General features: G+C 42.4%; 19 protein-coding genes. 10 read left to right on the top strand and 9 right to left on the bottom strand.

All coding sequences use genetic code 11. From position 1 onward, the window contains the following. Nucleotides 1-36: 36 nt before the first annotated feature. Together MKX36_RS11200 and MKX36_RS11205 are read left to right on the top strand one after the other, a co-directional pair. Nucleotides 37-1239, top strand: coding sequence for a WXG100 family type VII secretion target (locus MKX36_RS11200; protein ID WP_340864676.1), 1203 nt, complete (start codon nucleotides 37-39; stop codon nucleotides 1237-1239). 5 nt (nucleotides 1240-1244) lie between these two features. Beyond that, on the top strand, nucleotides 1245-1496 hold the full coding sequence (locus tag MKX36_RS11205; protein WP_016819008.1) for a hypothetical protein: 252 nt from the start codon (nucleotides 1245-1247) through the stop codon (nucleotides 1494-1496). A gap of 1011 nt (nucleotides 1497-2507) precedes the next feature. Here MKX36_RS11205 and MKX36_RS11210 read toward each other — a convergent pair. From MKX36_RS11210 to clpP, 3 genes are all read right to left on the bottom strand, one after another. Continuing rightward, nucleotides 2508-3173, bottom strand: a complete 666-nt coding sequence (locus tag MKX36_RS11210) for an MBL fold metallo-hydrolase (RefSeq protein WP_031463487.1) — start codon at nucleotides 3171-3173, stop codon at nucleotides 2508-2510. A 116-nt stretch (nucleotides 3174-3289) separates the two neighbouring features. Continuing rightward, nucleotides 3290-3496 carry a hypothetical protein gene (locus MKX36_RS11215; RefSeq protein WP_016819010.1) on the bottom strand — a complete coding sequence of 69 codons (207 nt, stop codon included), beginning with the start codon at nucleotides 3494-3496 and terminating at the stop codon, nucleotides 3290-3292. Nucleotides 3497-3564: 68 nt separating this feature from the next. Then, nucleotides 3565-4149 carry an ATP-dependent Clp endopeptidase proteolytic subunit ClpP gene (gene clpP, locus MKX36_RS11220; RefSeq protein ID WP_340864677.1) on the bottom strand — a complete coding sequence of 195 codons (585 nt, stop codon included), beginning with the start codon at nucleotides 4147-4149 and terminating at the stop codon, nucleotides 3565-3567. 198 nt (nucleotides 4150-4347) lie between these two features. Here clpP and MKX36_RS11225 point away from each other — a divergent pair, with 198 nt between their 5' ends. Further along, on the top strand, nucleotides 4348-5073 hold the full coding sequence (locus MKX36_RS11225) for an RNA polymerase sigma factor (RefSeq protein ID WP_340864678.1): 726 nt from the start codon (nucleotides 4348-4350) through the stop codon (nucleotides 5071-5073). A gap of 93 nt (nucleotides 5074-5166) precedes the next feature. Further along, nucleotides 5167-5877, top strand: coding sequence for an alpha/beta hydrolase (locus tag MKX36_RS11230; protein WP_340864679.1), 711 nt, complete (start codon nucleotides 5167-5169; stop codon nucleotides 5875-5877). 153 nt (nucleotides 5878-6030) lie between these two features. Here MKX36_RS11230 and MKX36_RS11235 read toward each other — a convergent pair whose 3' ends face one another. The 3 genes from MKX36_RS11235 to MKX36_RS11245 all read right to left on the bottom strand — a co-directional run bounded on the left by MKX36_RS11235 (nucleotide 6031) and on the right by MKX36_RS11245 (nucleotide 8528). Next, the gene (locus MKX36_RS11235) at nucleotides 6031-6561 is read right to left on the bottom strand and encodes a DUF4303 domain-containing protein (RefSeq protein WP_031463491.1); all 531 of its coding nucleotides are present in this window, start codon (nucleotides 6559-6561) and stop codon (nucleotides 6031-6033) included. 471 nt (nucleotides 6562-7032) lie between these two features. Continuing rightward, complete coding sequence (map, locus tag MKX36_RS11240) at nucleotides 7033-7779, bottom strand: type I methionyl aminopeptidase (RefSeq protein ID WP_016819015.1); 747 nt, start codon at nucleotides 7777-7779, stop codon at nucleotides 7033-7035. Between the two features lie 26 nt (nucleotides 7780-7805). Further along, the gene (locus tag MKX36_RS11245; RefSeq protein ID WP_340864680.1) at nucleotides 7806-8528 is read right to left on the bottom strand and encodes a TetR/AcrR family transcriptional regulator; all 723 of its coding nucleotides are present in this window, start codon (nucleotides 8526-8528) and stop codon (nucleotides 7806-7808) included. Between the two features lie 341 nt (nucleotides 8529-8869). Here MKX36_RS11245 and MKX36_RS11250 point away from each other — a divergent pair, with 341 nt between their 5' ends. From MKX36_RS11250 to MKX36_RS11270, 5 genes are all read left to right on the top strand, one after another. Continuing rightward, nucleotides 8870-9139 carry a CD3324 family protein gene (locus MKX36_RS11250; protein ID WP_031463493.1) on the top strand — a complete coding sequence of 90 codons (270 nt, stop codon included), beginning with the start codon at nucleotides 8870-8872 and terminating at the stop codon, nucleotides 9137-9139. Between the two features lie 399 nt (nucleotides 9140-9538). After that, on the top strand, nucleotides 9539-10546 hold the full coding sequence (locus tag MKX36_RS11255; RefSeq protein WP_340864681.1) for an alpha/beta hydrolase: 1008 nt from the start codon (nucleotides 9539-9541) through the stop codon (nucleotides 10544-10546). A 199-nt stretch (nucleotides 10547-10745) separates the two neighbouring features. Next, nucleotides 10746-12821, top strand: a complete 2076-nt coding sequence (locus MKX36_RS11260) for a thioredoxin domain-containing protein (protein WP_340864682.1) — start codon at nucleotides 10746-10748, stop codon at nucleotides 12819-12821. 387 nt (nucleotides 12822-13208) lie between these two features. Then, nucleotides 13209-15209, top strand: a complete 2001-nt coding sequence (locus MKX36_RS11265; RefSeq protein ID WP_025364824.1) for a methyl-accepting chemotaxis protein — start codon at nucleotides 13209-13211, stop codon at nucleotides 15207-15209. Between the two features lie 149 nt (nucleotides 15210-15358). Then, the gene (locus MKX36_RS11270; protein WP_340864683.1) at nucleotides 15359-17923 is read left to right on the top strand and encodes a hybrid sensor histidine kinase/response regulator; all 2565 of its coding nucleotides are present in this window, start codon (nucleotides 15359-15361) and stop codon (nucleotides 17921-17923) included. Between the two features lie 5 nt (nucleotides 17924-17928). Here MKX36_RS11270 and MKX36_RS11275 read toward each other — a convergent pair whose 3' ends face one another. Next, nucleotides 17929-18621, bottom strand: a complete 693-nt coding sequence (locus tag MKX36_RS11275) for a response regulator transcription factor (RefSeq protein WP_016819022.1) — start codon at nucleotides 18619-18621, stop codon at nucleotides 17929-17931. 548 nt (nucleotides 18622-19169) lie between these two features. On the opposite strand from MKX36_RS11275, the gene ectB reads away from it, so the two are divergent. Next, nucleotides 19170-20432, top strand: coding sequence for a diaminobutyrate--2-oxoglutarate transaminase (gene ectB, locus MKX36_RS11280; RefSeq protein WP_340864684.1), 1263 nt, complete (start codon nucleotides 19170-19172; stop codon nucleotides 20430-20432). A gap of 93 nt (nucleotides 20433-20525) precedes the next feature. On the opposite strand, the gene MKX36_RS11285 is transcribed toward ectB, so the two are convergent. Together MKX36_RS11285 and MKX36_RS11290 are read right to left on the bottom strand one after the other, a co-directional pair. Continuing rightward, complete coding sequence (locus MKX36_RS11285; protein ID WP_090891156.1) at nucleotides 20526-21044, bottom strand: NAD(P)H-dependent oxidoreductase; 519 nt, start codon at nucleotides 21042-21044, stop codon at nucleotides 20526-20528. Between the two features lie 168 nt (nucleotides 21045-21212). After that, nucleotides 21213-22337 carry a GGDEF domain-containing protein gene (locus tag MKX36_RS11290; protein ID WP_090891154.1) on the bottom strand — a complete coding sequence of 375 codons (1125 nt, stop codon included), beginning with the start codon at nucleotides 22335-22337 and terminating at the stop codon, nucleotides 21213-21215. Between the last annotated feature and the right edge of the window lie 60 nt (nucleotides 22338-22397).

The raw sequence follows: 22397 nt of genomic DNA on the forward strand, positions 1-22397 counted from the left end.
GTATTATGTCCTAACGAACTCAAAATGAGGTACATTATGACAACCATTAAAGTGACACCCGAACATCTTATAGCTGTCTCTAAGAAGTTTGAGCTTGCGCTGCAAACGGTGATGCAGATGAATAGTAAGTTATCGCAGCATATCTCGTTTATGGAACGATTCTGGGAGGGCATAACGAAGGAGCAATTCTATTACAGATTTCAAACATCCCAGAAGATTATGAATGAATTTGTTACACTTACAGATTCTATTGCAAAAGAATTGCGCCATCATGCAGATAAGTTTAGATTAACTGATTTATTGGAAACAGGTAATATTGACGCCAGTTGTTTACCACCTCCACCTAATTCATGTTCTGTTCCTGCTCCAGATACTCGAAATGCTTTCCAAAAATCGGCGGATAGCTTAGCAGGGCTTGGTCAGGATTTTGTAGTAGCTAATTCAGAACGATATGAGAAAAAATTTGATTCATTCTGGAGCTTCATGGATTATATGACGTACGGTATTCCAAAAGGAATGTATCAAGGGTACATGGAACGAGCAGCCAAACAAAACGATTCATGGAATGACATGCTCAATTTCGGTACATTTGGAGTAACAGGCATGATTCAGGGTGCATTCAATCCTACCAATGCGTGGTCAAAGGAACACTGGGCTAATATGATTGGTACAGCAGGATTGATGATAGGTTCTACGTCGACCAAAGCACTGATTAAGCCCAAAAATCTTTTGGAGGGATCCGTTAAGTATGAAGGCGCTAAAAGTACGAGCAATATCTTAAAAGATAGTGAACAGCGCTCTTCTATTATAAAATCAAACGATTTTAATTATGCTGAAACTGGTGCTCGTAATATTTCTCCAGACCAATTTTTTAGAGAAGAAGCTATTGCAGAAGAGTTGTATGAAAAATTTAGGAATTTAGGAAATCAAGACGTAGAAGCTATTTCTAAAAATACCGGTTTTTCACAAAATAGAATTCAAAGAATTAAAGACCATGTTTTTAACGATATCCACATTAAAGATCATGGAATCGGGAGATTTGACCCAGACTTTGAGCTATCACAAGCGTGGGAGAGATTAATCGATGGGAAGTATGTGGATTCTGATGTACAATTACTACATCATGAGCTTTTTGAATCGAGATTTGAAGGCATATTTCATACGAATTACAGAACAGCGCATGATAAAACTGTAGAATCTGGAAGACCGTGGAATTGGGAGAAGATTTACGAGGAGTGAGAATAATGGCCGTATATATAATCATGTTAAAAGATTACGAAGACGAGGAAAGAGTCGTATATAGTTATGGACCGAGCGAGGATGTAATGGGGAAAATAGAATATGACAAAAAGAATGAGGTCATAAATCAAATTTCAGCGATAGTTTCAGAGAATTATACTGACGAATTTTTCTTTAAGAGAGCGGGACGAAGGTTGGCAAGGATGATTATTAAAGAGAATGGAAACTTCGTAGAAAAAACGACTATTGAATCGTAAGTGAATTATATAAACTATCTTTACAAAAATCGTAGAAACAAATGGCAATGCCATTTAAGCTTTTTTAAGTAGCTCTCACATTAGGAGTTACTTTTTTTATTACATAGGTGCAGTATAAGGCTTGGGAAATACGTGTAGACAGATGGCTTTCTTTATAGATGAGAAAGTTTGTTTACACATTCTGTAATCCAACTTTCGAGGGATAAACTTTTATTTGATAAAGATTGGTGGGCGTAATAGTAATATTTAGCTATGAAACTAATCAAAGTAGATGTTTAGTATGCCAATAACAACTCAAATCATTTGAGTAACTAGCCGAAATACGTCTCTCATCACTATTACTATAAAGTTCTTTTTAAATACATATTGCTAGGAGGATCGGTTAATGTGAGAGATGAATTCTGCAAAAATACAAAAAATACATTATCTAAAAGAGTAGGTGGTTGTTGTTCTAATCCAAATTGTAAAGGGTGGACTATATATTGAAGAACGATAAGGGCAACGTCTAAAATGGAAAAAATAATGAATGTTAGTTTGGCTTTTGAGTCAATAGATGAAGGAACAATCATAGTAGGAACAAACAAAGAATTGGATCATTTAACCTACCCAGAAATAAAAAAATCATAGGAGATAAAATTCTTATTAAAAATGCAGATCAAGTTGAGACAGTGTTAAGCGTTAGCTCGGTTCAAATTTCAACTTCAATAGCTGAGAAGAAAAATATTGGCATATGCATTGGAAATTCAGTATCTTCCGATCTCGTTAAAGTGGGGTCTTGTATTTACAGTTTCGAGGGTTAATCAATTTGTTGTATTATGAAAGATCTAGAAAGAATTAAACCATATAAATTTTCTTAATAGTATTGTTCACCGCCAACGGAAGCAGCAATCATTAATTCTTATTGAATTTTTGCGCTAGTCGCTACATGGAGGCATCTCACATAACTGAAAAAACCGGACCCTTTCGATCTACAAGGGAATCCAGTTTTGATATCGTAACTAAGAGTAAATTTTATAATCCTTTGCTAAGTCCTAATATCTGGTCATTAACTTCTACATTACTTAATCCCCCGTGATAACAAACCACCGATGCAATGTCGAGATCCAAGTACTTTTTCAATGAGAGACGAGCTTCACTTATATTAGGTGTAGTCGGAGCATGAATTCCTCTGAGAATCCCGTTTTCGCTGTACATCGAATCACCAGCAATGAGAATCTTACTTTGCTTCAAATAAAGGCTGATATGACCAGGGGTATGCCCAGGCGTATGGATGACTCGAATTGTTCCGCAAAACGGCAGTTCCTGACCATCTATTAAGGTATTGTCCACTCTGCCCTTCGGGGGATTCTCAAGGTGACCATCTTTTAAAAGAGGGAGTTCCCCTTGAATATACGGCTTATCCAGCTCATGCGCATATACTGTAATATTGTTGCCACACTCCTGCAAAATCTCAGGAAGACAACCTATATGATCCACATCCTGATGTGTCAAAATCACAGCTTTTAGTTTGCCAAACGACACGCCTACCTTTTCCATAGCCATGCGTAAATCTTCGATTTGTCCTGGAAATCCTGTATCTACTAACACTGCCATTTCTCGATCCCACAACAGAATGGGATGAATCCTGTTCCCATGAAAATCTAGTTGAAGCATTTCCACTCCCTTTGAGATTTCCATAATACCATGCCTCCGTAAAATGAAATTTTCACCCATGCGGGTTGCCGATTCCACAAATCATGGAAGGATGGCTTAAACTTGTGGGATCGGCGATTACCTGTGATACTATGTTAGATTTATGGGGCGAATCCAACTCTGTTGGATTGTTTTTCTTTAATGTCTATGGATACGGTGCGAATGGACGTAATTGGAATAACAAGCGTCTGATATTGCGTAAGGTATTTAACATACTTGTCGTCAATCTGGTCCAATACCCCGTCGCTTGCACATGTTCCGTCAATGAAATGAATAGTTACTTCCTTGCCTTGCAAACTTGCTAACATGAAATCACCTCGTATTTTTCTTGTAGTTTCTTGGCCAGAGCAGGGGATCATTAAGTCTTGTGCATACTCTACAAAGAAGTTATCACTTGATCGATGATGCCATACTCCAGTGCTTCCTGAGCAGACATGAAAAAATCCCGGTCCATATCTTTTTCGACTTTTTCAAAAGATTGCCCGGTCCGTTCAGCTGTGACATGGGTTGCCTTTTCACGAGTTAATAAAATTCTTTTGGCGCTGATCGCAATATCGCTGGCCTGCCCTTGTGCGCCGCCGTGCGGCTGATGGATCATAATTTCACTATTCGGTAGTGCCGAACGTTTCCCTTTGGTGCCAGCCAGCAAGAGGATCGCGCCAAACGAAGCAGCAAATCCAGTACATATCGTATGCACATCAGGTTTGATGTACTGCATCGTATCATAAATGGCAAATCCTGCGGAAGTAGAGCCACCGGGGCTGTTGATGTACATGTAGATTTCTTTTTCCGGATCTTCTGCCGCCAGAAACAATAATTGAGCAATAATGCTGTTGGCTAATTGATCGTCGATGGCTGCTCCTACAAACACAATGCGATCCTTTAACAGTCTGGAATAGATATCGTATGATCGTTCACCTTGAGCGGTTTGCTCAACAACATAAGGAACATAAACACTCATTTTGTATACCCCCATTTTCTTGGTTCAGTTGATTTCTCCTTGTAAACGAACCGAGACCGTAAAAAGATACGGAGTTTTAATGGGAAAAATGATTTGCGTTATGGTGTAACTTCTATAACCCCTTGTTCGTTTACAATGAAGGTAGCAAATGGCTTTGCTTTAGCAGAGGGCAGAATATGACCGTAGAGGAGAAGGCCTATGAACATAGAAGATTCTGTACAGATGACAGACAATACACTAGACATCCAGAACTTTGATGAATTACAGGCGGTCCTGAAAAGTTACTGTCTGTCGCTTACGAAATCAAATTGGGATGCGGAAGAATTGGTGCAGGACACTTGGGTAAAAGCATTAGGAAAGTTAAATAAATTCGAGCATACAAATCCCAAGGCACTGCTGATGCGGATTGCTAAAAACACCTGGATTGATGATATACGGAGAAAAGCAGTCTACACTCGAATATTGAATAGGGAACAAGCGAAAGTAACTGTACCGGATCATGGATCTTTTGAAATCGAGATCGCGTTGCAGTCCTTAATGAATCATTTATCTGCGCTTCAGAGAACTGTTTTTTTGCTGCGAGATGTGTTTGGATATTCGATTCGTGAGACATCCGACATCCTTGAAACAACGGAGGGAGCGGTAAAAGTTGCACTTCATCGGGCACGAAAATCGCTAGGAGCAGTTCAGGAGGAACTCTTAAAAGGCGAATTATCCTTACCAGAAAGTGAAAAATCGAAAACTTTTCTAAGGGCATTAACGGCTGCATATCAGATGGGAGATATTGCAACTTTGGTTATGCTTTCCTACCAGGATGTAATAGAACCAGAAGTTATGATCAGTATCGTCAATAATAAGTTGCTCTGGAGTCACATCTCAGCAAAACAAGCGAATTTCGATACCATAAGTATGATGGCGGCGTAGTTTTCTTATCATCGTAGTATCATAGGATAGAATCACAAAGAATATTTTGATAAGGAAGACAACAACAAGCTGTTTTAAGCGCAGGATAAAGTAATGATAAAGCAAAAATTGAAAATCGAGGGCATCCCGGCAATTTTGTGGGGTGGTGAATCAGATAAGATACTTATAGCTATCCACGGTAATATGTCAAACAAGGCAGATGATGTGATCGTTATATTTGCAGAAGAAGCAACGGCACAAGGGTATCAAGTCATTAGTTTTGATTTGCCTGAACATGGTGACCGCAAAGAAGAAACCTACGTCTGTAAAGTTCAAAATTGTGTTCATGATCTTGACATCATCATGCGTTACACACAAAAGCAATGGCATGAAATTAGTATTTTCGCTTGTAGCATGGGTGCGTATTTTGGTTTGCTTGCTTATAATCATATCCCACTTACACAATGTCTGTTTCTTTCTCCGGTGCTAGATATGGAGAGAATAATCAAAAATATGATGACATGGTTCAGTGTTAGCGAGGATAGATTAAAAGTTGAAAAAGAAATATCTACACCCATTGGGCAAACACTTGATTGGGATTATTACTGCTATGTTAAATCGCATCCAATTGATACATGGAATAAGCCAACTGCCATACTTTATGGCTCTGAAGATGACTTGTGTGAATATGACGTCATATCTACGTTTGCAAGCCGATTTCATTGCCAGCTAAAAGTGATGGAACGTGGAAAGCATTATTTTCACACCAAAGAGCAACTACAGTTTTATAGACAGTGGTTGAAAGAACATTTAACCGCAAAATAAGCATATGGGAAGCAAGGAGTTTATCTCGCTGCTTCCCATTTAACGTACCTTCCAGCGCCGTATTTATCTTCAAAAGGTTACAAATAAGTAGCTGGTAAGTGAGTGTTTGAGATTGGAAAAAAGTTAAACCATGTGAAAGAGAATGATTTAGTATTATTGATAACGATGCAAGAAGCCATCAACTAATTTGGCATTTGTCATCTGAATTACAGACTGATCTTCCAGTTCCTCGGCCATATCATCATCTGTCATGGACACGAAAAAAATAATATCTTCTTTGGATTGGCCGAATTGAGTAAAAAGTACATCGTCGGTTTCTTTAACTACCTTGGCCATAATTTTTATCATTTCATCTTTATAGTCCAACACATTGTCGGTTGCATACAGAAATTTGCTAATATGATTGAGGTGTGTTGTATCGCCATATTGATATTCGCTTAATCCCCATCTGTAATAAATTTCATCTTCCTTGCTGTTGCACAGGTCTTGGGCTTTCATGTTTGTGATATGTCTAACAAGTGATTCCTCCGTATTAACAGCTAGAAATAAGGTGACAAAATCGCTGTCTGTGCCAAACGCGCAAGCGTAAACTTTTTCATCCTTCACTTCTTCCAGTATGCTTTTGAGATCTTCCAAAAATCCTGCTCTAAATCTTTCCTCAAATTCACTCAGAAAATTGCTCAACTGTTCATATACTCCTTTATGAGTTTTATGCTTGATTATACTTTACTATTATTAGCATGACTCGTGTAGCCTACCACAATTATAGGAACTTGGTTGGTACGAAACAAATAAGCCTAGAACCTTTCCAGAACTTCTTTCACAGCTGGTTTAGAAATTTTGGTGTAGCATTTTGGATTGAGCTATTGATTGCTCAGCCAATAGCAAGATATGCAATGAAAAACATACATGCAAGATAGGCTAGCCAAGAGAGAGTGTAAATCCGTAACATGATACCAAAGTCATAATAAAAAACCGCATAACAATATGGTTTTTCGTAAATCGGTAAAGATACAAACCATGTAAAAAGGCGCTGGTTCCAGCCTGGGACCAGCGCTTTTTCACGTTTCGGATTACGAACTTTCGCCGGACCAAGCAGGCCGGGTTGGCGACTTATTCCTAAAATGACGCATTCCCGACTGTTTGTCTTTATTCTTACTGGGCCGTTAAAATCAGTGGGCCGTCCTGTGTAACTGCGATCGTATGCTCATATTGTGCCGACAACTTGCCGTCGGCCGTTCTCGCCGTCCATTGATCGTCGTCGATCGTAATACGAAATGTACCTTCGTTGATCATCGGTTCAATGGTAAACACCATGCCTTCCTTTAACCGAATGCCTTTACCAGCGATGCCGATATGCTCGTAGCTCGGCTCCTCGTGCAGGCTCCGTCCGATCCCGTGCGCGAGCAAATCGCGTACGACCGAAAACCCGTTTGCTTCCGCATGCTGTTGAATCGCCGACGTTATGTCGCCGAGCCGGCCCCCGGGGAGTGCACGGGCAATCCCTAAATCCAAGCATTCCTTTGTCACCTTCATTAATTTTTGCGCCTCCGGCCGGATATTGCCCACCGCATAGCACCAGCACGAATCGCCGAACCATCCGCCGTATTCCACGACGATGTCGAGCTTCAGCAAGTCGCCGTCCATAAGCACCTGGTTCGAAGGAATGCCGTGGGCGACCACATCGTTGACCGAAATGCAGGTTTCGGCGGGGAAACCGTTGTACCCTTTCGTAAACTGCTTGCCGCCTAGCTTGGTGATGTGTCTGGCAACAAAGTCATTGATTTCCCGAGTGGTAATCCCAGGCTCGATCAGTTTGACCACCTCTCGGTAGCAGTCCGCAACGATCTGGCTTGCCGGTTTCATTTCTTCGATTTCTCTAGGTGATTTTAAGATGATCATCTTTGATGATTCGCTCCTTATCCATTCTATAATTTTAAAAACCGGGCGATATCCCTGGCCTCCTCGTGCAGCTTTCCGCGACGAAGCGAAAGCGAGGCGCAGCCGACCAAGGCGGCCAGCAGCATTTCCGCGTGGTGTAGCCGATACGGCGACTCTGCCGTATTTTCGCCGGAAGCGGCAACCTCGTCCACCGCACGCCCAGTCTCCAGCAAAGCGGCAAGCGGCGCGAGCACCTCCCGGCGAAAAGCGGCCGAGAGTGGGGCCGAGCGCGCTTCAGGCAGCGAGGCAAAGCCCTCACCGGCCAGCTTATGCAGCAGGTACAGGGCGTGGTCCTCCGCCCAAAGCTGCAGTAGCCGGACGCCAGCGGCGGCGACGGGGCCAAGCTCTGCGGTAGCGGCCGTTTCGCGGCTTTTGCTTTGGGAATCCGCGGCAGACGTGTTCCCGATATCTGCCGCCACAGCCAAGCCGAAATGCCCGCGCGCCGGCGCCTGCCCCGAAGCCGAAGCACGCGGGGCCTCCAACCATCCCCCGGACCGCTCCAACGCGTCCCATAGCAGATCGTGGAGCAGATCACCCTTATTGCCGTAATAATGGTATACCGTGCCATAGCCGAGTCCCGCCTGCACGGCCACATCGCGTATTTCCAGTAAAGGCCCTTTATTCAAAAACACATTGGCAGCGGCTTTCCGGATTTGTGCCAGTCGCCGCAGCCGGATCTCTTCGTTTTGTTCCTTCGTTCGTGGAGACATCTCGTCCGTTCACCTCTTTTGTTTTTGACCTACTCTTATGTCAATATAAAACATCGGCTTACGAATAACAAGAGTCGAGCAAAAAAGCGTCCCGACAGCACCTCGTAAATGGATGAAGATCAGGTGAGCAGAGTTATGCTATACTTGCGAAGTAAAAGGGGGTGCCTACTGATGGAGAATCTATTGGGATTGTCTGTGACTTCTTACACTCATGCAAAGCCAATTATTGAGAAAGCGTTACTTTGTATGGGGCGAAACAATTTTTTAACGCTGAACAAGCTTTTTTAATATTTTTGGCTTTGCACCTTATTTTAAAGAATCAAAATAAGGAGCGAGCAAAATTGAGATATACGAATGCTACAAAAGTTTTACCTCAAAAACTAATTACGGAAATTCAAAAATATGTTCAAGGAGAGACTCTGTATATTCCTAAGCCAAAAACGGAATATATGGATTGGGGCAGTTTGAGTGGCGGGAGAAGGTTGCTTGAACAGCGAAATGCCGCGATCAGAAATGCTTTTCAAAATCGCAGCAGTATCGAGCAATTAGCTAAGGAGTTTTTTCTCTCTACCGAAACCATTAAAAAAATTGTGTATTCACATAAAAAGTAGGGGGATACGCCAGCGAATATCAATCGATACCCCATGAAGTGGACATAAAAAACACCTATTTGCAAAGTGGCGTGGTGCTATACTCGCGTCAATAAATTTAGTTTTGGCTCATAAAATGGTGAGCTTAGGGCGTGACTGGATGATCGCGGTGAAAAACCAATCCGGTCACGTTTTTTTGTTTGGCAAAAGATTGGATTGCACCTCATTTTTTCATTATTGTTTTTATGTCAAAAATGATTCTAACTCGTTGTTTTCATTTATAAAGCTTATTTTAATCTTTAAAATATGAATATAAACGACAGAAACAACGGATTTGGAACGGTGCCGATTCTGAATAAATGAAGGGAAACATGTGTTGATTCATTGTCATTGAAAAAAGAAAGTGGGGAAACGACTACCATGGGGGAGCAAAAAAGTAGAAGTAGACATCTGATTGATCCAGAAATTATCAGTGCAGTTGATTTAATACCAACAACTGATCTTACCATATCTACACTAATGGAATCACGTAAAAACCAATCTCAAATGATGCAACCATTAGATGTAACGCAGATGTTCCCTGTTACATTGGAAAAAAAGATTGTGCCAAGTTATTTTAGTGGTCCAGATATTCAAATAGAAATCATTAAGCCCAAACAATCAAAGCATAATAAGTTGCCTCTATATTATTCTATACACGGAGGCGGGATGGTCTTAGGAAGTCCAGTCGTGGATCGTCCTGCTAATGCAGCTCTTGCTGCAGAACATGGTTTCTGTTGTGTATCTGTGTACTATCGCCTAGCGCCAGAGCATGTACAGCCAAGTCAGTTACAGGATTGTTATTCGGGCCTAAAATGGTGTATTGAACATGCGGAAGAGTTAGAGATAGATACTCAGAAAGTTGCCGTCGGGGGCAGTAGCGCTGGTGGTGGTTTGGCGGCTGGCTTAGCTTTGTACATTCGCGATCAGAAGGAATTCGAAATCCATCATCTAAGATTAATGAGGCCAATGCTAGATGACCGCACAAGTATCGCACCGGAGCATCCATACGCAGGAGAGTTTATTTGGACAAAACAAAGTAATTATTTTGGCTGGAAATCTGTATTGGGGATTGAACCGGGTTCTGAGGAGGTAAGTGAGTATTATGTGCCAGCCCGTGCAAAGTCATTGGCCGGGTTACCACCGACTTATATAAATATAGGTACCGTTGATTTATTTATTGATGAAGCCTTATCTTTTGCTAAACAACTGGTCTTTAATGGTGTATTAGTGGAATTACATGTTTATCCCGGATACCATCATATGTCTCCCGCTTTTCCAGATGCACATTTTTCAAAAGAAGGGACCAGAACAAGTGAATACGCCTTACTGAAAGCTCTGAACATATTTGATATAAACGCTAATGAGTATAATGCTAAAGGCTATTAAGGTACGATTGCAGTAAACAAAGCACTGTTGGAGAATACCCATCAGTGCTTTTTCATACCTACTTATGACCTGAATAAACAATTAATTGATAGATTCGATAAAAGGTCATTATCTTTTTTCTGTTCTTCCGACTTTTACCAACCATTTAGGGTAAAATAATACCGAGCATAAAATCCAACTACGGAAGTGGTGATGCCCCATGTCAACGAGCAGCAAACCGAATAGATTAGCCAAGGAAAAGTCACCGTATCTATTGCAACATGCTTACAATCCGGTAAACTGGTTCCCTTGGTCAGATGAAGCTTTTGAAATTGCTAAGCGTGATAACAAGCCTATTTTCTTGTCGATTGGCTATTCAACTTGTCATTGGTGTCATGCGATGGAGAGAGAATCTTTCGAGGATGAAGAGGTAGCTGAGGTATTAAACCGGGATTACGTATCCATTAAAGTGGATCGAGAGGAACGTCCGGATGTGGATCATATTTATATGTCCATCTGCGAGACGATGACCGGGCATGGGGGTTGGCCGCTGACGATTTTGATGACGCCGGATCAGAGACCTTTTTTTGCGGGTACGTATTTGCCCAAGGAGCAGAAGTTTGGGCGTGTCGGACTTTTGGATTTGCTAAGTAAGGTGGGAATCCGGTGGAAAGAACAGCCGGATGAGCTGATGGAGCTGAGTGAGCAGGTACTTACCGAGCATGAAAGACAGGATTTGCTTGCAGGTTATCGCGGAGAACTGGATGAGCAGTGCTTGAATAAAGCTTTCCATGAATACAGCCACACCTTCGATCATGAATATGGTGGCTTCGGAGAAGCACCGAAGTTTCCTTCTTCACATAACTTGTCTTTTCTGCTGCGATATGCACAACATACGGGGAATCAACAGGCATTGGAAATGGTAGAGAAGACGCTGGATGCGATGTCACGGGGCGGAATCTACGACCATGTAGGCATGGGATTCTCAAGGTACTCAGTGGACGAGAAATGGTTGGTGCCGCATTTTGAAAAAATGCTGTATGACAACGCTTTGTTGGCCATCACGTATACAGAGGCTTGGCAGGTGACAGGCAAGAGACTGTATCGACAAATCACTGAACAAATTTTTACATATATCGCAAGAGACATGACGGATGTAGGTGGCGCCTTTTATTCGGCAGAGGACGCGGATTCTGAAGGAGAAGAGGGTAGATTTTACGTCTGGAGCGACTCCGAGATAAAGTCTGTACTGGGCGATGAGGATGCCGCTTTTTTCAACGATTTGTACGGAATCACACCTTACGGTAATTTTGAAGGCCACAATATTCCAAACCTGATTGATATCAATCTGGAAGCCTATGCGAACAAGCATGACTTGACCGAGCCAGAGCTGGAGCAGCGGGTCAGTGAGCTACGGGCCAAGCTGTTTACTGCTAGGGAGCAGCGGGTTCATCCTCAAAAGGATGACAAGATTTTGACCTCGTGGAACGGGTTGATGATTGCTGCTTTGGCCAAGGCGGGGCAAGCTTTTGGAGATACCAGATATACTGAGCAAGCTCGAAAGGCAGAGACGTTCTTGTGGAACCATTTGAGACGGGGGGATGGACGCCTATTGGCACGGTATCGGGACGGTCAGGCAGCTTACCCCGGCTATGTAGATGATTATGCTTTTTATGTGTGGGGCTTGATCGAGTTGTACCAGACGACCTTTGATGTGCAATATCTACGGCGGGCACTGACGCTTAATCAGAATATGATTGATCTGTTTTGGGATGAAGAACGGGACGGATTATTCTTTACCGGATCAGATAGCGAACAATTGATATCCAGACCCAAAGAAATTTATGATGGTGCGATTCCGTCAGGTAACAGCATTGCGGCCCATAATTTTGTGCGGCTTGCGCGGCTAACGGGGGAAACTCGATTGGAAGACTATGCAGCCAAGCAGTTTAAGGCTTTTGGCGGGATGGTTGCTCATTACCCCTCAGGCTACTCAGCGCTGCTCAGCGCGTTGTTGTATGCGACGGGAAAGACGAAAGAGATTGTGATTGTGGGTCAAAGGGATGATCCGCAGACTGCCCAGTTCGTTCAGGTGGTTCAAGCTGGTTTTAGGCCGGATATGGTTGTTATTTTTAAGGATAAAGGACAGCCGGAGATTGCAGAAATAGCTCCTTATATCCATGATTACGATCTTGTGAATGGCAAACCAGCCGTATATGTGTGTGAGCATTTTGCTTGTCAGGCACCGGTCACCCATCTCGACGATTTTAAGGCTTTGCTGGATAGAATGGAATAAATCGTATTTAATCCCCTTGCGGGTGTAGCATATGGTGATTTCGATCAATGAGCCTATGTGTACCACCTTCAAGGGGATTATTTTATGTAAAGAGATAGGTATAGTATGTTGAAACTAACAATTTCTTAACATCTACACTGCATTTTTTTTAATAATTTTTAGGTATATTATATCAAAGAACCGGTTCCGTTCAGCCTTGTGGCGCTCAAAAATAAGTACATATACCTATTCGACTAGCGTGTTTATATTTTTTTATATCGAAGCATCTCAGCAAGAGATGTGAAAAAACGTGAGAGAGAATCTGTCGGGTGACTGTCATCATCGACAAGATTTAAGCGGTTCACCATAGGTTACAAAATTCAGGCGATGAAATGGAGATGCTTAGTAATGAAGAAGTTTTCAGAAAAAAAACGGAAGGTGTCGAGGATGCTCAGTAAAAATTTCAAAACAAAGCTAATGGTGGCCTTTATTGCATTTTTGATCATACCATCCATGATCGTGGGTGCTCTGTCGTTTGTGAGCGCTAGTCAGCAGATTCGAAACCAGATTGAAGAGAGCGCCGAGCAGGCTATAATTCGTACAAATTTTATCATTGATAGTGCCATTGAGCCCAAGATACATGATGCAGAATATTTTGCAGAAAGACTAAAAGGCAATCGGATCGAGACGGAGGAACAAGCAGCTAAACTGGAAGAGTTGTTTAAGCAATATGCTGCACTTCACCCAGAAGCAGAATCCATCTATTATGGTACGAAAGACGCTAAAATTACAACCTATCCACAAAAGCAATTACCCGATAATTATGATCCACGTATCAGACCTTGGTACGATGAAGCGATAAAGGGACCAACAAAGACAGCGATTAGTTCACCTTATCTTTCGGCAGATTCAAAGCAGATGACGGTTACGGTGTCGAGAGCAACGACAGATGGATCGGGTGTTATTGGCATTGACCTGAAAATTAGTGGTATTAAAGATACATTGAACAATATTAAAGTAGGCCATGAGGGTTATGCCATATTGCTGGATAGCAACCATACTTACATTGTTCATCCAACGAAGACAGCAGGCACCAAAATTACAGATATTGAATCACGCATGTTTCAAAGCGATACTGGTGAATACGAATATGAATATGAAGGTCAGCTCAAGTATATGAACTATGCGACCAATAAGCTGACAGGCTGGAAGATAGGCGGAACGCTTTATTTATCTGAAGTCGATGAAGCAGCTCAGCCGATTTTGATCAGCACTTTGCTTACCATTGTTGGTTGTCTTGTGATTGGTGCTATCATCGTTTATTTCCTGATCCGTTCCATCATTAAACCGATTTTAAAACTTAAAGAACAGGCGGAAAATGTGAGTGCCGGGGATCTGACACAGGACATTCAAGTCATGAGCAAAGACGAAATTGGACAATTAGGAGTAGCTTTTCAGAATATGCAGAACAACTTGCGATCTGTTATTCAGAATGTAGGAAACAGTGCAGATCACGTCGCTCTTTCTTCGAATGAGCTGACGGTAAGCGCGGAACAAACCAGCGCTGCAAGTGAGCAGGTGTCCCAAGCCGTGCAAGAAATTGCTAGCGGTGCGGAGAAGCAGACTATGGGGCTGGAAAATAACTCGGTGGCACTGGATGAAATAGCACATGGAATCACTCGAATCGCTGAACGCTCGACTTCAGTAGCGGATCTGGCCAGACAATCTGCCTTGCAAGCTGAGGAAGGACGAAAATCTGTAGAGCAGACAGGCGAGCAGATGAATTCCATTCACGAGTCAGTAGAGCGTTCCAACCGGATGATTCAAACCTTGCAAGCCCGCTCTCATGAAATTGGAGAAATTACGAAGGTCATTGGCGATATCTCCAATCAGACGAACCTGTTGGCGTTGAATGCAGCTATTGAGGCAGCTAGAGCAGGTGATCATGGTAAAGGCTTTGCCATCGTCGCGGATGAGGTGCGTAAGCTGGCAGAACAGTCTCAGAGTTCTGCCACCCAGATTGCCAACTTGATTGGCGAAATTCAACATGAAACCGAAACTACGGTGGAGACGATGGATAGGGTTACGACTGAGGTGAAGGATGGGCTACAGATTTCCAAAGCGACCATTGTGAAGCTGAATCATGCGATGGAAGGCATTCGAGAGACCACGCCTCAGGTAGAGGAGGTTGCTTCGATAGCCCAGCAAATCTCAGCCAGTGTACAAGAGATTGCAGCGACAGCCAATGAGCTGGCGACGATTGCAACCGGTAATGCCGCTACATCTGAAGAAGTGGCCGCCTCCTCAGAAGAGCAATTGGCTTCCATGGAGGAAATTTCAGCCTCTGCTCAATTGCTTTCCAATATGGCTGCTGATTTGAAGGTGATGATCAGTCGTTTCAAATATTAAAACGAGCTTGAACCTTATGGAATCTATAGTACAATGAATGCTCGGGACAGTTCTTTAAGCCTAATGGCATAAGGAATCTGTCCTGAGTTTTTTTATATTTCCGATACAGCTTCTCGCAACGTATGGGAGATTACAAGGAGGACGAACACTTGGTTCGAGATTTGTTGCTATATACGATCGTGATATTATTATTAGTTTTGATTTTTCAGCGTCAGCTCATTCGTCAGGCGTTCACGGGCGTCTTATACGGGCTGGCAGGAGTTCTGTTCTTATATTTTGGCATAAGTGATGGAACACTGCTGACCTGCGGGTTGGAAATAGGGATTGGTCTATTGTTCATAACTCTGTTTGGGCAGGCTCTAATCCCCGCCAGGTATACAAATGGACAGCGTTCGATTGACAAAAATCATGATCTGCTAACTTTACTTCGAGTTCAACCTGGCTTTACCTTCAGGCTGGAGAAAAGGGGGGATGAATTTTATTATATGCTGCTTGATGGTGAATTGCTGGAGCGCATGGGTCTGAATCTGCAAGTCAATTTCAATAAATGGGAGCATGTGAAACGTATCGGGGATATTTTGGAGCTTTCCTTTGAAACACTAGAGCAGCTTTCCGAATACTACAAACAGGCTTGGTTCGGTGATCGGACCGTATTTGAATTGGAGTTTTGGGAATATTCAGCTTTAATTACCTTGCATCCTGTCAGGGACGAGGGACTCACCAGATATGTCATCGGTCATGTATTGGATATTACGGAGTATAAAGCTTCCGAGCAGAAAAGAAAGGAGATGAGTGAATCTAACCATGCAAAAAGTATTTTTCTAGCTCATATGAGCCACGAAATTCGAACGCCGCTGAATGGCATCATTGGCCTCTCAAAGCTGTTGAGTAAGACTCAACTGACTGACGTTCAGAATGATTATCTCCATAAGCTGCTCGCCTCCTCGCGTACTCTTTTGTCCATGCTCAATAATGTCTTGGATTTTTCTAAAATGGAGGTCCGTAGGGTAGAACTGGAAAAGGCGGAATTTGAGCTGGAACACATGCTTCGGCATCTCGCAGATACCGTTGGGATTTTGCTGGAACATAAAAAAGTAGAGATCGTTTTCATAGCGGACCCGAAATTACCGAAAAGGTTCAAGGGAGATCCGCTTCGAATGGAACAGGTGCTTTTAAATCTTCTGACCAACGCCATTAAGTTCACGGACCAGGGACATGTATTGTTACAGGTAAAAATGGTAAGCCAGCAGGACGGACGAGTGAGTGTCTCTTTTATGGTAGAAGATACGGGCATAGGCATTTCCAAGACCGGAATGGACAAGCTATTCGTCCCTTTTACGCAAGTGAGTACATCAACCCACAGATATGGGGGTTCCGGGCTGGGTTTGGCTATTAGCAAACAATTGGCTGAAGCTATGGGCGGTAGCGTAGAAGTGAAAAGCTGTTTAGGAGAGTATAGTCAATTTTACTTTAATGTGGAGCTTGAAATAGGGGATTTTAATGCGAGAAGCACACAGCTGGAAAAACCAGTCAACGGCAAAGCCTTAATCATTGCACAGCATGAACTGGTGAGCCACAGCCTGAACGAACTACTGCAAGATTTGGGGCTACAAACACTCACCGTTTCATCCTTACAGGAATATTCAGACGCTTTTCAAAAGGGTGAACATTTTGATTTGGTTATGATTGATATGGGGATGGAAGACTTTAGAGAGCTTGAATCACGCAGGCATTGGCTTCATATACTGGATAAGCAAATGACTCAGGTCATTGGGCTTACAACCGTGTTCCAGTTGGAAGAAGTAGCCGCTGAAGCTACAGAGCAGGGGGTAGATGCCTTTTTGTCTAAGCCAGTAACCCGGAGCGCTCTTCTGGAGGTGCTCCGCTTGAGACCTGAGCAGGAAAAGCCAGTGTCTGTAGATAATCATAGTCTGGAAGCTGTTGCAACAATGGACCTCCAATATGAAGTTGGGGTCTCAACACAAAAATATCAAATCCTCATAGCAGAGGATAACGAGATTAGCCAAGTTGTGATCACTGAGTTTTTGGCAGAGCGTGGTTTTGAGGTAACGATAGTCACAAATGGAAGAGAAGTTATAGAATTACTGGAGCGGTGCTCATGGGATATGGTGCTACTTGATCTGCATATGCCGGAAATGGATGGTTTTGAGACGGCCAGACATATTCGAAGAAACAGAGCTTTTAACAGACTCCCCATTATCGCTTTTACCGCGGATGCTGTGCAGCCTGAGCAGGAGGTTTGTCTTCGTGCAGGCATTAATGATGTGCTGCTCAAGCCTGTACATGAATTAACCGCAACAAGAATGTTAAATAGCTGGATTCATTTAGCGTGGCTGCAAGAATTACATGGTATTCACGCGGAGAAAGCGATAGCCGGTATGGATGGCAAGGTGTATATTTTTCAATTTGCCCTACATAAATGGATACAGGAATACCAGTATCTTGATAGAAGAGTTGTGAGAAAAATGGACAATGGTCAGTTATCTTCTGCTCTTCGATTAATTCACTCGCTGAAGGGAGGAACGGGGAATCTGTGCGCGACTGAGCTGCTGGCAAAGGTGATAAAGCTGGAGAAAGCATTGAAGCGCAGCAATGAAACCTCAGGGGGAGAGCTGTATCCAGACTGGAGAGAGCAACTGAGTAGGGTTCAAAAGGAGATTAATCAAATTAAATCATCCATTCCCTGGATCTAGCTGCGTTATTGCATAAATTTGTAACCGATTCCCCAAATGGTCTTAATCAATTGCGGTTTCTTGGGGTCTTTTTCGATCTTTCTACGTAAATGGTTAATATGTACGTCCACTGCCCTCTCATTAATAAAGGAGTCTGTGCCACGGAGAGCCTGAATCAAGGCATATCTACTAAATACAATTCCTCGGTTCGTATAAAAAAGTTTCATTAGCTCAAATTCCGAATAGGTCATCTCTACCATCTGACCATTAACGGTAACCATTCTTCTCGCCAGATCCAAAGTAATGCCTGTTTCAGGTTCAGCTACAGGTGAAATGCCTCTTCCTTGCAAGCGTGTGATTTTGATCCGACGGAAAAGAGCTTCGATCCGTGCTTTGAGCTCTTGCATACTAAAAGGCTTGCAAATATAATCATCTGCTCCCAACGTAAGTGTACGAATGCGCTCTGAAATGTCGTTTTCTGTAGAAATCACGATGATTGGTACGTCCGTATGCTTGCGTATCAGTGGGCAGGGATTCACGCCATCCAAATCTGGAAGCAACAGATCTAGTAAAATAATATCGGGCTGTACCCTATCGAGTCGGGCAATACCCTCAGTCGCTTGTTCCACTCGTGTAACGTGGTAGCCTTCCCCTGTTAAATATAAGGAGAGAGTGTCACCCAGCATATTATCATCTTCAATAATCAAAACATTAGACATGATGTGTTTCCTTATCTATTTTTAAATTTAGCAAGTTCTTTTGATAGAGTAAACTCCTTTGGTCAGTCTGTCAAAAGCTCAGCTTTATTATGGAAATCCAGTCTCCGGACGATCTAGATATATATCTATTTGATATGAAAATGTACTATTTTTGAGATTTATTACTATATTACGTCATATTTCATATTTATTTAACAATATACTGCAAGGAAATGTCCTAAAATTACAATAAATTAACAAAAGATCTCAGAAACATGCATTGACTTTAATGAAAATTATGGTATTTTATTACATAGGAGTTGACATCCTCTGACAGACCTCTTAGAAAACCCCACTATTTAATCTTCTATTCATCTTACTCTCAATGTGCATCTCTGTTGTATTCTTTTGTACTCTATATGTTCTTGTGATCGTACTCAAGATTTTATGGTGTGGATATCCCATTGTGAATTCAGACTGTCTACTCATTTTAGATTACATATTTACACTTTTTTTGCTTTCCATGCTTGTATTTTTCAAAAATCAGGTCAGCGGGAGGACGAATATTTATGAACACATTCGAAACACTGGAGTCCAATGTAAGGTCTTATTGCAGGAGTTTTCCAGTTGTTTTCAACAAAGCAAAAAACGATGTTATGTACACGGAGGCAGGAGAGGGATATATTGACTTTTTCGCCGGTGCAGGGGCTCTAAATTATGGGCACAATAATGACTTTATGAAAAACCGGTTACTAGATTATTTAACCTCCGATCGGATCATGCATGGTCTGGATATGTACACCACGGCCAAGCAAGAGTTTATAGAGTCTTTTTCCGAGCGTATTCTCCGGCCTAAGGGCTTGAATTATAAGCTTCAATTTTGCGGACCGACGGGAACCAATGCGGTGGAAGCAGCACTGAAACTTGCGCGTAAGGTAAAAAAAAGAAATGGTGTTTTTGCTTTTATGGGCGCGTTCCACGGTATGTCGCTCGGTAGTTTATCGATTACCAGCAATAACTCCATGCGAGAGAGCGCAGGAGTCCCACTGAATAATGTTACCTTTATACCTTATAACAGCACATTTAACGGAATGGATACCATTTTGTACATGGAACAGCTTTTAACAGACACTCATTCCGGTGTGGAGAAGCCTGCTGCGATTATTTTGGAAACGATACAGGCTGAAGGCGGTATTAATATTGCAGATAACGAATGGCTGCGTGATTTGCGACAGCTTTGCGATGATCATGATATCTTGCTCATTGCTGACGATATTCAGGTCGGTTGCGGCCGAGTTGGTTCGTTCTTCTCGTTTGAGCGAGCAGGCATTGTGCCTGATATGGTTGTCTTGTCCAAGTCGATCAGTGGATACGGTCTGCCAATGTCCTTGTTGCTGCTTAAGCCAGAACTGGATATTTGGAGTCCTGGTGAACATAACGGCACCTTCCGTGGAAATCAGCTAGCGTTTGTCGGAGCAAAGGCGGCGCTGGAGTTCAGAGACACGGTTGGGTTGGAAGCCCAAGTGAAGGAAAAAGAAGCTTTTGTTCAGCAGTTCTTGCGTGAACATATCCAAACAATGGATCCACTTATTGAAATCCGCGGCTTGGGACTGATCTGGGGAATTGATGTGACCCATCTGGGAGAAGCTTTCGCCAAGGAGGTTGCAACTCTCTGCTTTAGTAAGGGGCTTATTATTGAGCGAGCTGGGCGTAACGATACGGTACTTAAAATTATGCCAGCGTTAACGATAAGTATGGAGAACTTGAGCAAGGGCTGCAATATTATTAAAGAAAGCATGGCTCAGGTAACCAGCAACTTGGTTACGCTGTAAATGTAATTCTATCAGCAAAGCCCCTTGGTTGGAGCCAACGTCTGCTGTAGGGCAAGCAGGTGTGGGCACCTTCCAAAGGGTAACTTGTGTAAATTAAGAAATAACCGCCTGCACGTATTTTTGTGCAGATTGCTCCAACTGCTCATCTGTCAAAACTCCGGCACCATACTGCACGAAATAAGGGAGCAATTTGACACCAATCAGAAGGCCTGTAGCTTCAAAAGGTCTCAACAGCTCTTCGATCGTATATCTGTTTCGTCCGTCATGTTGATAGTTTTCCTCCACGCTGGCAGCAGACAAGGCGATCAACAACTCTTTGCCCTGTAGCTTGTCACCTTCGCTTCCATAAGCCCAGCCGTAGGTTAAAACCTTATCCAGCCATTTTTTCAGCAGGGGGGGACTGCTATACCAGTAAAAAGGGAATTGCAGAACGATACGATCATGCTGCTCTAGCAGTTTTTGCTCATGGGCAACGTTGATTTGCTCATCCGGATATACTTCATACAGGTTGTGAACGGTCACACTGGATTGCTTTTTGAGTTCTTGCATCCATCTTTTGTTAATGCGAGACTCCGCAAGATCAGGATGAACAACAATAACGAGTGTTGACATGTAAAACCATCTCCTTAAAGCTTATTTTTCGTAAGTAAATAACCATTCTGCGTGTAACCATTTTAGTTTGCAATCCATAAAATTGTCAACTCTTCTCAATTTTAAGTTTCTACATACAAAAAAACTCCGACAACTATATGCCGGAGTTGCATTAAATGCATTTTTACATTAAGCGATATGGTTAAGAGCAACAATTTTATTTTTACCGGAGCGCTTGGCTTGATACAAATAGTCGTCTGTCTCCTGGAAAAATACATCTTTGTCTTTGTTCATATCCTCGGTATAGCTTTTTAATCCAATGCTTACGGTTACAGAAACGATTTGCATTTTCTCCTGAAAGGTCATTTTCTCCACTTCACGCCGAATGTTCTCTACAATCTGATAAGCTTCCTCAAAAGTATGCTCGAACATCAAAATAGCAAACTCCTCACCGCCATAGCGGGCCGGAATGTCATTTGCTGTAATCTGCTCTGTAATAATTTGCGAGATGCCTTCCAAAATTTTATCTCCAAACTGATGCCCGTAAGTGTCATTGATCTTCTTGAAATTATCAATATCCACTAACGCCAGATGGATGATCGCGCCTTGTTCGGCATATTCCAGTGCTTTTTCATAAAAGTTTTGGAAAGACAAATGATTGTATAGCTTCGTTAAACCATCAGTCATGGACATTTTACTAATAATCGCGTTACTGATCATTAATTCCTGCTGAGCACGCTTTGTTTTGTATAAATCCACTAACAAATCGCGGCCGCTGGCCTGAATAATGAGGGCAATAAAGGTGGACATAATCAAAAATGTCGGAATCGCCACGATATCAAAGTCTGACAAATAGCTGCGGAATGATCCATCTATTGCTAGCAATAGAAAGAAGACGATCACTTGCAATACAAAAGAAAGCCATATTAAGCGACGATTGAAGAACAAGATTGAAGAGAAAATAGGCAACAAGCACAACGCTGGAATAATCCGGATGTCATAGTTAAGGCGAATAATCATCCAACAAATAACGGTGCTTGCCATAAACAGAATTGCAAAAGAATACCTGTTAAATTTAAAATGTGCCAGTTCTGCAAGTAAGTTGGATCCACTCATGATTAGTGTGGGAACAATAAGGACCCCAACGTAAAATTCATAAGGCGAAGCGGAATAATCAAGGAATAAGTAGCTGCCCAGCTGGACGATAAAATGTACGGTTATAATCATCCAGTAAAGTAATAACATTTTGCGCACCCAGCGGGCTTGCTTTGTTCTGTAATCCATGGTTTGAGTAAGCCGTTTTGTCTTGTTCATGATGTCACCACACTTAATGTATCTATAGCCATTCTCGTATTATAAGATACTATGTGGTGA

Origin of the sequence: Paenibacillus sp. FSL W8-0439 (genome assembly GCF_038008995.1) — a bacterium.
GTDB classification, from domain to species: domain Bacteria; phylum Bacillota; class Bacilli; order Paenibacillales; family Paenibacillaceae; genus Paenibacillus; species Paenibacillus polymyxa.

What these genes read in the sequence shown, in the direction of transcription:
- MKX36_RS11265 (WP_025364824.1), top strand. Translation starts at nt 13,209, where the DNA reads ATGAAGAAGTTTTCAGAAAAAAAACGGAAGGTGTCGAGGATGCTCAGT.
- MKX36_RS11245 (WP_340864680.1), bottom strand. Translation starts at nt 8,528, where the DNA reads ATGTCTCCACGAACGAAGGAACAAAACGAAGAGATCCGGCTGCGGCGA.
- MKX36_RS11255 (WP_340864681.1), top strand. Translation starts at nt 9,539, where the DNA reads ATGGGGGAGCAAAAAAGTAGAAGTAGACATCTGATTGATCCAGAAATT.
- MKX36_RS11285 (WP_090891156.1), bottom strand. Translation starts at nt 21,044, where the DNA reads ATGTCAACACTCGTTATTGTTGTTCATCCTGATCTTGCGGAGTCTCGC.
- MKX36_RS11200 (WP_340864676.1), top strand. Translation starts at nt 37, where the DNA reads ATGACAACCATTAAAGTGACACCCGAACATCTTATAGCTGTCTCTAAG.
- MKX36_RS11215 (WP_016819010.1), bottom strand. Translation starts at nt 3,496, where the DNA reads ATGTTAGCAAGTTTGCAAGGCAAGGAAGTAACTATTCATTTCATTGAC.
- MKX36_RS11205 (WP_016819008.1), top strand. Translation starts at nt 1,245, where the DNA reads ATGGCCGTATATATAATCATGTTAAAAGATTACGAAGACGAGGAAAGA.
- MKX36_RS11210 (WP_031463487.1), bottom strand. Translation starts at nt 3,173, where the DNA reads ATGGAAATCTCAAAGGGAGTGGAAATGCTTCAACTAGATTTTCATGGG.
- map (WP_016819015.1), bottom strand. Translation starts at nt 7,779, where the DNA reads ATGATCATCTTAAAATCACCTAGAGAAATCGAAGAAATGAAACCGGCA.
- MKX36_RS11225 (WP_340864678.1), top strand. Translation starts at nt 4,348, where the DNA reads ATGAACATAGAAGATTCTGTACAGATGACAGACAATACACTAGACATC.
- MKX36_RS11290 (WP_090891154.1), bottom strand. Translation starts at nt 22,337, where the DNA reads ATGAACAAGACAAAACGGCTTACTCAAACCATGGATTACAGAACAAAG.
- MKX36_RS11260 (WP_340864682.1), top strand. Translation starts at nt 10,746, where the DNA reads ATGTCAACGAGCAGCAAACCGAATAGATTAGCCAAGGAAAAGTCACCG.
- MKX36_RS11230 (WP_340864679.1), top strand. Translation starts at nt 5,167, where the DNA reads ATGATAAAGCAAAAATTGAAAATCGAGGGCATCCCGGCAATTTTGTGG.
- MKX36_RS11275 (WP_016819022.1), bottom strand. Translation starts at nt 18,621, where the DNA reads ATGTCTAATGTTTTGATTATTGAAGATGATAATATGCTGGGTGACACT.
- clpP (WP_340864677.1), bottom strand. Translation starts at nt 4,149, where the DNA reads ATGAGTGTTTATGTTCCTTATGTTGTTGAGCAAACCGCTCAAGGTGAA.
- ectB (WP_340864684.1), top strand. Translation starts at nt 19,170, where the DNA reads ATGAACACATTCGAAACACTGGAGTCCAATGTAAGGTCTTATTGCAGG.